This is a genomic window from Streptosporangium sp. NPDC048047 (assembly GCF_040653115.1).
In the GTDB taxonomy this organism is placed as follows: Bacteria; Actinomycetota; Actinomycetes; order Streptosporangiales; family Streptosporangiaceae; genus Streptosporangium.
This window is the reverse complement of record NZ_JBEZNH010000016.1, coordinates 132,659-144,331: the sequence shown is the minus strand read 5'-3', so window position 1 is coordinate 144,331 and position 11,673 is coordinate 132,659. Positions and strand designations below refer to the sequence as shown.

Sequence of the window (11,673 nt, the reverse complement as noted above, 5' to 3'; positions counted from 1 at the left end):
TGTGGATCCGAAGCCTTCAACCCGCCTGAAGATTCGAAGTCCGTACAGGCCCTAGACAGCTCCACCACACCGGAGGTCTTCGCCATGATCAAGCCCAGTCGGTGTTGACAACGCTTGTGATCAATACACCTAGAGCGGGATGTTGCCGTGGGCGCCGCGCGCCGGGGTGGCCTGGGCGAGGACCTTGGCGATGGCGCCGCGGGTCTCCTCCGGCTTGATCACCTCGTCCACCACGCCGATCTCGATCGCCCGGTCCAGGCCGCCCGCCGTGATCTCGTGCTCCTCGGCGAGCCGGGTCTCCAGCTCCGCCCGCTCCTCCTCGGGGGCGGCCGCCAGCTCCCTCCGCTTGAGGATGCGCACCGCGGCCACCGAGCCCATCACCGCGATCTGCGTGGTGGGCCAGCCGAACACCTTGGTCGCGCCCAGGGCGCGGGAGTTCATCGCGATGTAGGCGCCGCCGTACGCCTTGCGGGTGACCAGCGTGACGCGCGGCACGGACGCCTCGGCGAAGGCGTGCAGCAGCTTGGCGCCGCGGCGCACCACGCCGTCATGCTCCTGGCCGACGCCCGGGAGGTAACCGGGGACGTCCACCACCACGACCAGCGGCACCCCGAAGGCATCGCACATGCGGACGAACCGTGCCGCCTTCTCGGCGGAGGTCGCGTCCAGGCAGCCGCCCAGCCGCATCGGGTTGTTGGCGATGACCCCGACGGTCCGGCCGCCGAGGCGGCCCAGCGTGGTGACGATGTTCGGCGCCCACTTGGGCTGCAGCTCCACGCCCGGCTCGTCCAGCAGGCCCTTGACCAGCGGCTTGATGTCATAGGCGCGGCGGGGGTTCTCGGGGAGCAGGTTCGAGAAGTCGATCTCCTCGACCTCGCCGCGGAAGCCGCCCTGGTGGCCGAGCAGCACGGCCAGGCGCCGGGCCTGGACGTACGCCTCGGTCTCGGTCTTGGTCACCACGTGCACCACGCCGCTGCGCTTGCTGTGCGGCTCCGGCCCGCCGAGGGCGGCCATGTCGATCTGCTCACCGGTGACGCTGCGCACCACGTCGGGGCCGGTGACGAAGATGCGGCCCTCGTCCGCGAGGATCACGATGTCGGTCAGCGCCGGGCCGTAGGCGGCGCCGCCGGCCGCGGGGCCCACCACGACCGACAGCTGCGGCACCACGCCCGAGGCCCTGGTCATCGCGGCGAAGACGCGGCCGACCGCGTGCAGCGACTCCACGCCCTCGGCCAGCCTCGCGCCGCCGGAGTGCCACACCCCGATGACCGGGACCCGCTCGCGGACCGCCACGTCGTAGGCGTGCACGATGTGCTCGCATCCCGTCGAGCCCATCGCGCCGCCCTGGACCCGGGCGTCGCTGACGAAGACCACGACCGGCACGCCCTCGACGCGGCCCATGGCCGCCAGGACGCCGCTGCGGTCGACCGGGGTGATCAGCCGGATCGAGCCCTCGTCGAGCAGCGCCGCCATCCGCACCTGGGGGTCGCGGGGATCGGCCGCCTCCCCGTCCGGGGAGCCGCTCACCACCCTGTTGTCGAGCACGGTCATTCGAGGCTCCTGTCAGACGCTGGTGAAGGCCACGGCGACGTCGTGGCCGCCGAACCCGAACGAGTTGTTGATCGCCGCGATGCGTCCGCCCGGGAGCTCGCGCGGGTCGCGGCGCACGATGTCCACCTCGACGCCGTCGTCGAGGTCGTCCACGTTGATCGTGGCGGGGACGACCCGCTCCTGCAGGGCGAGGACGGTGAAGACCGACTCGATGCCCCCGGCGCCGCCGAGGAGGTGCCCGGTCATCGACTTGGTGGAGGTGACCAGCGGGTGACCGCCGACGATCTCCTTGATCGCCATGGTCTCCACCACGTCTCCGGCGGGGGTGGAGGTGGCGTGCGCGTTCACGTGCCTGATGTCCTCGGGGTCCAGGCGCGCGTCCTGCAGGGCGCGGCGCATGGCGAGCATCACCCCCGCGCCGGTCGGCTCGGGCTGGGCGATGTGGTGGGCGTCGGCGGAGTAGCCCACCCCGGCGGCCACCGCGTAGATGTGGGCGCCGCGGGCCCGGGCGTGCTCCTCGGACTCCAGGACGACGATGCCCGAGCCCTCGCCGAGCACGAACCCGTCGCGGTTCTTGTCCCACGGCCGGGACGCCCGCTCGGGCTCGTCGTTGCGCAGCGACATCGCGCGCATGGCGGCGAAGGAGCCGATGTTCAGCGGGTGGATGGCGGCCTCGGTGCCGCCCGCCACGACCACGTCGGCGCGGCCGGAGCGGATCATCTCGATGGCGTAGCCGATCGACTCGGCGCCGGTGGCGCAGGCGCTGACCGTGGCGTGCACGCCGGCGCGGGCGCCGACCTCGATGCCGATCCAGCCGGCGGCGCCGTTCGGCATCAGCATCGGCACGGTGTACGGCGAGAGCCGCTGCCAGCCCCGCTCCTTGAAGGTGTCGTAGGCGGCGAGGATGGTGGTGATGCCGCCGATGCCGCTGCCCACCACCACGCCGAGCCGCTCGGGGTCGACCTTCTCGATCCCCGAGTCCTTCCAGGCCTCGCGGGCCGCGACCAGCGCGAACTGCTCGGCCCGGTCCAGCCGCCGCGACTCCGGCCGGGGCAGCACCTCGGTCGGGTCCACGGCGGCGACGGCGGCGAACTTCACCGGGACCGAGTCGACCCAGTCCGTGGTGAGGTCGCGGACCCCGCTCCGACCGGCGAGGAGCGCCGACCAGGTCGAGGCGACGTCTCCGCCGAGGGGCGTCGTCGCGCCGAGCCCGGTGACGACGACACGTACCTGGTCTGTACTCACGTTCTTGCTCCTTGCGAATCGCTGGTCAGGGCCGGGAGGCGTCGGGACGTCTCAGCTCTGGATGAAGTTGATGACGTCCTTGACGGTCTTGAGGTGCTTGAGCTGGTCGTCGGGGATCTCGACGCCGAACTCGTCCTGGGCGGCGACGGCGATCTCGACCATGGACAGCGAGTCGATGTCGAGGTCGTCCACGAAGTTCTTCTCCGGCGTGACCTCGGAGGCCGGGACACCGGTGATCTCGTTGACGATCTTGCCGATGCCGGCGAGGATCTCCTGCTCGGTCATCTGAGCCATGTCGCGTGTTCTCCTTGGGAATCGATGTGGTGTTGCGGTTTTCCGTACGGCGGTGCCGTACAGGCTTTCAGGGGATCTCGACGACCTGGCCGGCGTAGGTCAGCCCGGCGCCGAAGCCCAGCAGCAGGACGAGCCCGCCCGACCGGACCTCGCCGCGCTCGACCATCCGGGACAGGGCCAGCGGGATCGACGCGGCCGAGGTGTTGCCCGCCAGCACGATGTCCTTGGCGATGACGGCCTTGTCGGCGCCGAGCCGGCGGGCGATGGCCTCGATGATCCGCAGGTTCGCCTGGTGGGGCACGAAGGCCGCGAGGTCGGCCGGGTCCACCCCGGCACGCTCGCAGATCTCCTTGGCCACCGGGTGGAGCGCGGTGGTCGCCCAGCGGAACACGGTCTGCCCCTCCTGCCGGAGGAACGAGTCACGGTCCTTGATCATGATGGCGTCGGCCTTGTCGCCGGCGCTGCCCCACACCACCGGGCCGATGCCCGGGACGTCGGACGGGCCGACGACCGCGGCGCCCGCGCCGTCGGCGAAGATCACCGCGGTGCTGCGGTCGGTCCAGTCGATCCACTGGGAGAGCTTCTCGGTGCCGACGACCAGCACGTTGACGGCCGATCCCGCGCGGACGGCGTCGTTGGCCAGGGCGAGGGCGTAGCAGAAGCCGGAGCAGGCGGTGTTGACGTCGAACGCGCCGGGGGCGTCGATGCCGAGGCGGGTGGCGACCCGGGCGGCGGCGTTGGGGATCTGCGCCTCCAGCGTGCAGGTGGCGACGATCACCAGGTCGATGTCGCCGGCCGACAGGCCGCTGGCGGCCAGTGCCTTGCCGCCGGCCTGCACGGCCAGGTCGATCTCCGACTCGCCGGCCGTGGCGATCCGCCGCTCCTTGATGCCGACCCGGCTCTGGATCCACTCGTCGTTGGTGTCCATGGTCGCCGACAGGTCGGCGTTGGTGACCACCTTGGACGGCTGGTAGTGGCCGAGGGCCAGGATCTTCGCGCCCGGAGCACCCTGGGTCGTCTTCATCTAGAGAACCTCTCGAGCGGCGTTCAGGTCGTCGGGGGTCTTCAGCGCGACGGTGGTGATCCCGGGCATCCCGCGCCGCGCCAGGCCGGTGAGCGTGCCGCCGGGGGCCAACTCGATCATCGTAGTGACGCCGAGAGCGGTCATGGCGGCCATGCAGGCGTCCCAGCGGACCGGGCCGGCGACCTGGGCGACGAGACGCCGGAGGAACTCGGCGCCGTCGTCCACGGCCGCGCCGTCGGCGTTGGACAGCAGGGTGACCCGGGGGCCGGCGGGGGCGAGGCCGTCCGCGGCGGCGCGCAGGGCGTCGACGGCCGGGGCCATGTGGACGGTGTGGAAGGCCCCGGCGACCTGCAGCGGGCGCAGCCGGGCGCGCGCGGGCGGGTCGGCGGCGAAGGCCTCCAGCTGCTCCAGGGTGCCCCCGGCGACGATCTGGCCGGCGCCGTTGACGTTGGCCGGGGTCAGGCCGTGCCGGTCGAGGGCGGCCAGGACCTCGGCCTCGTCGCCGCCCAGCACGGCGGTCATGCCGGTGGCGGTGACGGCGGCGGCCTTGGCCATGGCCTGCCCGCGCTCGCGGACCAGCGTCAGGGCCTCCTCGGGGGTGAGCACCCCCGCCAGGGCGGCGGCGGCGAACTCGCCGACGCTGTGCCCGGCCACGACGGCCGGGGCCGCGCCGAGGGCCTCGGCGGCGGCAAGGGCGGCGGCCACCAGCAGCGGCTGGGCGACCGCGGTGTCGCGGATCTCCTCGGCGCCGGCGGTGGTGCCGTACGCGATCAGGTCGAGGCCGACCAGGTCGGACCAGGCGGACAGCCGGTCCGCCAGGCCCGGTATCTCGAGCCATGGGGTCAGGAAACCTGGGGTCTGGGCGCCTTGGCCCGGAGCGACGATGGCGAGCACGAAATCCAGACTGCCCTGTAGGGGTTCGATATCCGGGTAAGGATCCGGACGAAGTTCTTCCGTAAAATTTTGTAGGAAACCTACAGTGGGAGTTTCCCGGACGTTAAGTAAAGACGGCTATGTCACCGAGGTTTCGGACAGGCGCCCGAGGATGAGCCCGACCTGCAGGGTGAAGGCCGACCGCCCCTCGGTGGGCTGGTACCCGGTCAACTCGGTGATCTTACGCAGCCGGTAGCGGACCGTGTTGGGATGGACGAACAGCAGCCGGGCCGTGGCCTCCAGGGACGTGCCCTGCTCCAGGTAGGTGGCGAGCGTGTCGAGCAGCGGCGTGCCCGTGAGCGGCCGGTAGACGTTCTCGATGAGCTGGGCGCGGGCGTCGCCGTCGCCGTCGATGGCGCGCTCGGCCAGCAGGTCCTCGGCGTGGACCGGCCGGGGGGCGTCCGGCCAGGCGGGCGCGGCGCGCAGGCCCGCCATCGCCGCCCGCGCCGAACTTGCCGCCGCGTGCAGGTCGCCGACCTCCGGGCCGATCACGATCGGCCCCGGGCCGAAGCGCGGCACCACGTACCGGGCCGCGGCCCCGACGCTGTCGGCCCCGCCGACGATCACGATCAGCCGGTCGCCCTGCACCCCCGCCAGCAGGTCGAGCGCGGACCTGCGCCCGCGCTCACGCAGCCCGTCGACCACCGCCTGCGGGTCGTCGTCGGGCGCCTGCCCGGCCAGCACGACCACGGGGGAGGAGGTCCAGCCCAGCGCGGCGGCCCACGAGTGCAGGCCGTCGTCCACCTCGCCGCGGACCAGGGCGTCCACGATCAGCGCCTCCAGCCGGGCGTCCCAGGAGCCGCGCGCCTCCGCCTCCCGGGCGTAGACCTGGGCGGCGGCGAAGGCCACGTCACGGGTGTAGCGGAGCATCGCCTGCTGCAGCTGCTCCCGCCCGCCGGGCGCGGCCAGCTCCGCGGTCTGCGCCTCGACCACCTCGACCACGGTCCGGACGATGTCCACGGTCTGCTGCAGCGAGATCGACCGCTTCAGCTCCCTGGGGGCGGTGCCGAAGAACTCGATGCTCGGGGTCGGCCGGTCCTCACCGGCGTACTGGAACCACTCCACGAACGCGGCGATCCCGGCCTGGGCGACCAGCCCGACCCACGAGCGGTCCTCCGCCGACAGCGCCCGGAACCACATGAGCCGGTCGTCCATCCGGGCCATGGCGGCAGTGCCCAGCGAGCCCATGGCCCGCTCCAGCCTGCGGGTGGTGTCCTGCCGTATCCGGTCCTGGTCCGGGCCTGCGCGGTCCGGGCCCTGGGTTTCCCCGTCGATCCTGACGGTGGTCCCACCGGCCCGGCCGTCGCCGCCGGCCTCCTCGATCCGCTCCCTCACGTCACTAAGAGTGCCAGGTCGGACGAGATGCGCCAGCCGCCGTACCCGCCGGCCCGCGTTTCGGCACCGCGGGAACAGGCCCGGAACGCGGGCGGGACCGAGCCCGCCGCGGCCGGACGACGACGGCGGAGACCGGGAACGGGGCCGGACCGGCCCGGATCCGGGTTCGCCGCGGTCAGATGACGGCGACGGCGGTGATCAGGCCGATCACCAGGTGGGTGATCGCGAGGAGCCGGGCGCCGGGCTGCGGGTCGCTCTCCTTCACCAGGTCGCGTACGGAGATCCCGACGACCTTGTCGAAGACGACCATCGCCACGGTCTGCACGGCGATGCCGACCAGGCCGAACACCAGCGTCGTCAGCAGGCCCTCGTGCAGGGCGCCGCCGGCGGACCAGATGGAGGCCGCGACGATGAGCCCGACGGCGGTCAGCCCCGACCCGGTGAGCAGGGTGGCGTTGGGATTGCAGTCCACCTTGATCAGCCGGCTGAGCTTGCCGGGGATGGCCAGGTCGATGACGAAGAAGCCGACGATCATCAGGACCAGGCCGAGTACGGCGTAGGCGACGATCGCGAGGGCGCCGCGGCCGAGGGTCTCGCCGAGCGAGAGCGTCTGGGCGTCGGCCGCGGCCTGGATCGCGACCGGCAGGGAGCTGGGGCTCATGGGTTCTCTCCGGGGCTCGGGATGATGCTTGTCGGGATCGGACGAGGGGTGCGGATCGCGGCTCGGGTCACAACTCGGGTCACAGCTCGATCCGGTGCGGGACGAACGACGAGGTGTCGTCGGTGATCAACCCCGAGGTCTCGCGGATGCCGGCGCCGGCCGCCTCGTCGTGGACGACCCACGCGCCGAGCACGGGACGCCAGCCGTCGAAGTCGGGGAGCGCCAGGAACTCCTGGTGGACGTGGCCCTCGGCGCCGTAGCCGCCGCCGGTCTCGACGACGCCGCCGGGCGTGACGACCCGCATGCCCGCCCCCTCCCGGCCGAGGAGCGGCTTGACGATGTAGGACGTCATGTCACGCGGTCCGCCGAGGTAGGCCGGCAGCAGGCTGGGGTGCCCCGGGTACAGCTCCCACAGCAGCGCCAGCAGCGCCTTGTTGGACAGCAGCATCTTCCACAGCGGCTCGATCCAGGTCATCGACACCTGCTGGGCGACCGCCCGCGCCCCGAACGTGTCGGCGACCGCCCACTCCCACGGGTACAGCTTGCACATGGAGCGGATCACCCTCCGCTCCATGTCCACGAACCGCAGGTTGAGGCCGTCCCAGCCGATGTCCTCCATGGCCACCGCGACCGTGTTCAGGCCCGCCTGGGCGGCGGTCTCCTGGAGGTAGGCGAGGGTCATCGCCTCCTCGCCGGTCTCGTCCATCTTCGTCCAGGCGAAGTGCGCCGGCCCGGTGGGCAGCACCTCCGCGAGCTCCCGCCACCGGTCGATCAGCCGCTCGTGGATGGAGTTCCACTGGTCGTCGTCCGGGTGGCGGTCCCGCAGCCAGAACCACTGCACGACCGAGCTCTCCAGGAGGCTGGTCGGGGTGTCGGCGTTGTACTCCAGCAGCTTGGCGGGGCCGGTGCCGTCGTAGCGCAGGTCGAACCGGCCGAACAGGTGGGGGTCGGCCCGCTCCCAGGACCGGGCGATCTCCGGCCGCACCCATTCGGGGATCGCGAAGTCGGCGTAGCGGTCGTGGCGGACGACGTGGTCCACCGCGGCCAGGCACATCCGGTGCAGCTCCTCGACCTGCTCCTCCAGGGCGAGGACCTCCTCCATCGAGAAGACGTACTGCACGGACTCGTCCCAGTAGGGGCGGTCGAGGCCGCCGGGGTGGGCCGAGCGGTGGAACGCCAGCCCCTGACCCTCGACGATCTCCTCCCAGCCGTCCCTGGGGACGGAGGTCTCACGTCTCATCCGCCCGCGCTCAGCTTCCGCTCCTGCCGCGGAAGCCGAAGCCGCCGCGCTGGATCACGGTGCCCTGGCGGCTGGTGATCCTGACGTCGGCGGGGCGCACCGTGGTGCCGTGCAGGATGCGGGCCCCGGCCCGAGCGCCCCCGTAGTACCACCCGTAGGCGCCGTGCGAGCCGTGGTAGTGGGAGCCGCCGTCGTCGTCGCAGTAGTCCTCGTCCACGACGGTGTAGGAACCGTCGGGCTGCCGGCTGTCGAGGTCGACGCACTCGGCGTTGACCTCGTCGTAGTCGTCGTTCTGCGCGCTGCAGTAGCCGATGAGCAGGAGCGTGACGACGGCGACGCCGCCGAGCACGATGCCCTTGGACGCCTTCGAGCCCTTCGAGTCCTTCCCGGGGGAGGGGGAGGACGAGTGGGCGGGGTCCATGCCCATGGGGTGGTTCGGTCCTGCTGCCATCGAGCTCCAATGAGATGCGTCGGGACAGGTTATCGGCGTCGTTTTGGCCATTCAACCGCCGTAACAGGATCGATGCGCGTTTCGGTGGTCATGAACCGGCCGGAGCGTGGAGGATGCCGGCGCCGGCGCGTAACGTCACAGGTGTGAACCGCACCGATCGGCTCTGCGCCCTGGTCGAAGAGCTCCGCGCCGCCGCGCCGGGGTTCCTGCGGGTCCGCGAGCTGGCGGACCGGCTCGGGGTGGGGGAGCGCACCGTCGAGCGCGATCTCGCGGCGTTGCGGGAGTCCGGGATCCCCGTGCGCGCCGAGCCCGGCGGGTGGGGCGGCCATGCCCTCGACGTGTCCGCCGTCCCGTCCCCGGTCGCCTTCACCGCCGAGGAGGCGGCCGCGGTCGCCGTGGCGCTCATCCGGGCCGCCGGCACCCCGCCGGCCGGCCCCGCCGGCGACGCCCTGCGCCGGCTCGCCGCGGCGACGCCGTCCCCCGGGGACGCCCGGGGAGAGGGTGCGGCCGGTGGCGGCGGGAGCGGGCGGGCGGAGCGGCCGCCCGCCGACGGCGGTCCGGGGCGGGCGGCCGGTGGCGGAGAGGACGGCGGGACGGTGTGGCCGGCGGTCCCCGCCCGTCCGGCGGCCGAGCCGGAGCCCTACCCCCGGGTGGCGGCGGTGATCGAGGGGGCGCTGCTGCGCCGGAAGGTGCTGAGGCTGGGCTACGAGGACCGGAAGGGCCGGTCCACCGTCCGCGAGGTGGAGCCGGCGGTCTTCATGGGCGGGCGCGGCGGCCACTGGTACCTCATGGGCATGGACCGGCTCCGCCGGGACGTCCGGGTCTTCAAGCTCGACCGCATCGCCTGGGCCGAGGAGACCGGGGAGACCGCTCCCGAGCAGCCGCCGGAACGATACGCCGCCGGTCTCCCCGGCGCGCTGCGGGGGTCCGCCGAGCCGGAGTAGCCGCCGCCCCGGGACCCGGCCGTACGGAGGCCCGGCCGAAGTGAGCCGGCCGTGCGGAGGACCCGGCCGTAGGGGGCCGGGCATGCGGAAAGGGCCGGGCCGTACGGCGGGGCGGGTCAGCCGCGGGGGCCGGAGACCGGCCGGTCCCCGAGCGCGAGCAGCGCCTCGCGCAGCAGGTCGGCCAGGGCGCGCGCGGTGTCGTCCGGCAGGCCGGCGAACAGCTCGCGGTGCGCCTCGCCGGTCGCCAGGGCCAGTTCCTCGGCTCGCCGTACGCCCCGCGGCGTCAGGCGGACCCACGAGCTGCGGCCGTCGGCCGGGTCGGGCTCGCGCTCGACGAGGCCGGCGGTGGTGAGCCGCTGCAGGACGTTGCTCGTCCCCCCGGTGGTGAGGGAGGAGTGCTCGGCGAGCCGGCCGGGCTTGAGCCGGTACGGCGCCCCGGCCCTGCGCAGGGTCGCGAGGACGTCGAAGTCAGCGTAGGTCAGGCCGTACTCGGACAGCACCGACTGGGTGGTCTCCTCGACGAGCGCCTTCAGCCGTCCGGCGCGCTTGATGATCTCCAGCTGGACGGTGGCGGCCTCCGGCAGCTCCGCCGCCCACCCCTCGACCATCTCGTCGACGCGGTCGCGCCGTGCCGCCCGTGCCCCTGCCATGGCATTGAGGATATCCCCCGCAACTGATAGCTTTTCAAAAAGCTTTCTTGCTTCCTTTTTGGAAAGGATTTGGCATGCGCATGCTCATCACCGGCGGGACCGTGGTCGACACCGACCCGCGGGTGCGCGTCCTGCCGCGCGCCGACGTGCTCATCGAGGACGGGACGATCGCCGCGGTCGGCCCCGGCCTGGCGGACGCCGCCGGAGACGCCGAGATCGTCGACGCCGCCGGCCGGATCGTGCTGCCCGGCCTCGTCGACACCCACCGGCACGTCTGGCAGAGCGTCCTGCGCTCCGTCGCGGCCGACGCCACGCTCGGCGGATACCTCGACCTCGTCCTCGGCCGCCTGGCCCCGGCCTTCCGGCCCGAGGACGTCCGCGCCGCCAACCTCTGGGGCGCGCTGGAGGCCCTCGACGCCGGGATCACCACGGTCTACGACTGGTCGCACATCCAGACCACCCCCGAGCACACCGACGCGGCCCTCGACGGCCTGCGCGTCTCGGGCGTCCGGGCCGTCTTCGGCTACGCCCACCCCTCGCCCGCCGACGACGCGCGCCACGAGGACGAGGTACGGCGGATCGCCTCGCTGTGCTCCTCCGGCCGGGTGACGGCGGCCCTGGCGGCGTGGGGGCCCGTCTACGGCTCGACGGCGGCCGCCGAGGCCGACTGGCGGCTGGCCCGCGAGCTCGGGCTGCGCCTCAGCCTGCACGCGACCGGCGTCGGGGCGGTCGAGCGGCTGCACGAGGCGGGACTGCTCGGTCCCGACGTGATGTTCGTGCACGGCAACGGCTTCACCGACGAGGCGATGAAGCTCGTCGCCGGCAGCGGCGGCACCGCCTCGGTCGCGCCCGTCGTGGAGTCGCAGATGGGGCACGGACACCCGGAGACCGGCAGGTTCCGTGGTTTCGGGATTCCCACCGGCCTCGGCGTCGACACCGTCACCGACGCGCCGGGCGACATGTTCGCGGTCATGCGCGCCGCGTTCGCCGCCGAGCGGCTGAGGGGCGGGTCGCTGAGTACGGCGGAGGTGTTGCGGATGGCGACCGCCGAGGGGGCGGCGGCTCTGGGGTTGGGGGGCGAGGTGGGTTCCCTGCGGCCGGGCCTGCGGGCCGACGTCGTCCTGCTCGACGCGGAGGCCGTCGGCCTCGCACCGGTGCACGACCCGGTCGGCGCCGTGGTGACCGCCGCGGGCGCCGGGAACGTCGACACCGTGATCGTCGGCGGCCGGATCGTCAAGCGGGCGGGCCGGTTGACCGGCGTGGACGTGCCCGCGGCCCGTGCGGCGGCGCTCCGCGCGGCGGAGCGGGTCGCCGCGGCGGCCGGCCTCCCGGCGCCCGCGCGCTG

12 protein-coding genes are annotated in these 11,673 nt (G+C 73.3%); 2 read left to right on the top strand and 10 right to left on the bottom strand.

The annotated features are described in order from the left end of the window. Window positions 1–129: 129 nt before the first annotated feature. From AB0D67_RS16980 to AB0D67_RS16940, 9 genes are all read right to left on the bottom strand, one after another. Entirely contained in the window at window positions 130–1,551 is a 1,422-nt protein-coding gene (locus AB0D67_RS16980) for a carboxyl transferase domain-containing protein (RefSeq protein WP_362935604.1), read from the bottom strand. A gap of 12 nt (window positions 1,552–1,563) precedes the next feature. Beyond that, the gene (fabF, locus tag AB0D67_RS16975; RefSeq protein WP_362935601.1) at window positions 1,564–2,796 is read right to left on the bottom strand and encodes a beta-ketoacyl-ACP synthase II; all 1,233 of its coding nucleotides are present in this window, start codon (window positions 2,794–2,796) and stop codon (window positions 1,564–1,566) included. A 51-nt stretch (window positions 2,797–2,847) separates the two neighbouring features. Continuing rightward, window positions 2,848–3,090: an acyl carrier protein gene (locus AB0D67_RS16970; protein ID WP_179826710.1), complete on the bottom strand. Its 243-nt coding sequence runs from the start codon at window positions 3,088–3,090 to the stop codon at window positions 2,848–2,850. A 67-nt stretch (window positions 3,091–3,157) separates the two neighbouring features. Next, window positions 3,158–4,114, bottom strand: coding sequence for a beta-ketoacyl-ACP synthase III (locus AB0D67_RS16965; protein WP_362935598.1), 957 nt, complete (start codon window positions 4,112–4,114; stop codon window positions 3,158–3,160). Further along, on the bottom strand, window positions 4,115–5,008 hold the full coding sequence (locus AB0D67_RS16960; protein WP_362935595.1) for an ACP S-malonyltransferase: 894 nt from the start codon (window positions 5,006–5,008) through the stop codon (window positions 4,115–4,117). A gap of 117 nt (window positions 5,009–5,125) precedes the next feature. After that, complete coding sequence (locus AB0D67_RS16955) at window positions 5,126–6,235, bottom strand: helix-turn-helix domain-containing protein (RefSeq protein WP_362935612.1); 1,110 nt, start codon at window positions 6,233–6,235, stop codon at window positions 5,126–5,128. Between the two features lie 322 nt (window positions 6,236–6,557). Next, on the bottom strand, window positions 6,558–7,043 hold the full coding sequence (locus AB0D67_RS16950; RefSeq protein ID WP_362935591.1) for a DUF350 domain-containing protein: 486 nt from the start codon (window positions 7,041–7,043) through the stop codon (window positions 6,558–6,560). Between the two features lie 79 nt (window positions 7,044–7,122). Further along, window positions 7,123–8,283, bottom strand: coding sequence for a glutathionylspermidine synthase family protein (locus AB0D67_RS16945; RefSeq protein WP_362935588.1), 1,161 nt, complete (start codon window positions 8,281–8,283; stop codon window positions 7,123–7,125). 10 nt (window positions 8,284–8,293) lie between these two features. Then, a complete protein-coding gene (locus AB0D67_RS16940) occupies window positions 8,294–8,734 on the bottom strand; it encodes a hypothetical protein (RefSeq protein ID WP_362935585.1) in 441 nt (146 codons plus the stop codon). Between the two features lie 143 nt (window positions 8,735–8,877). Here AB0D67_RS16940 and AB0D67_RS16935 point away from each other — a divergent pair, with 143 nt between their 5' ends. Next, on the top strand, window positions 8,878–9,678 hold the full coding sequence (locus AB0D67_RS16935) for a WYL domain-containing protein (protein WP_362935582.1): 801 nt from the start codon (window positions 8,878–8,880) through the stop codon (window positions 9,676–9,678). Between the two features lie 116 nt (window positions 9,679–9,794). Here the strand turns inward: AB0D67_RS16935 and AB0D67_RS16930 are convergent, their stop codons facing one another. Continuing rightward, window positions 9,795–10,328: a MarR family transcriptional regulator gene (locus tag AB0D67_RS16930; RefSeq protein WP_362935579.1), complete on the bottom strand. Its 534-nt coding sequence runs from the start codon at window positions 10,326–10,328 to the stop codon at window positions 9,795–9,797. A gap of 74 nt (window positions 10,329–10,402) precedes the next feature. On the opposite strand from AB0D67_RS16930, the gene AB0D67_RS16925 reads away from it, so the two are divergent. Then, window positions 10,403–11,673: amidohydrolase family protein (locus AB0D67_RS16925; RefSeq protein WP_362935576.1), on the top strand; the 1,271-nt coding region annotated here is incomplete at its 3' end.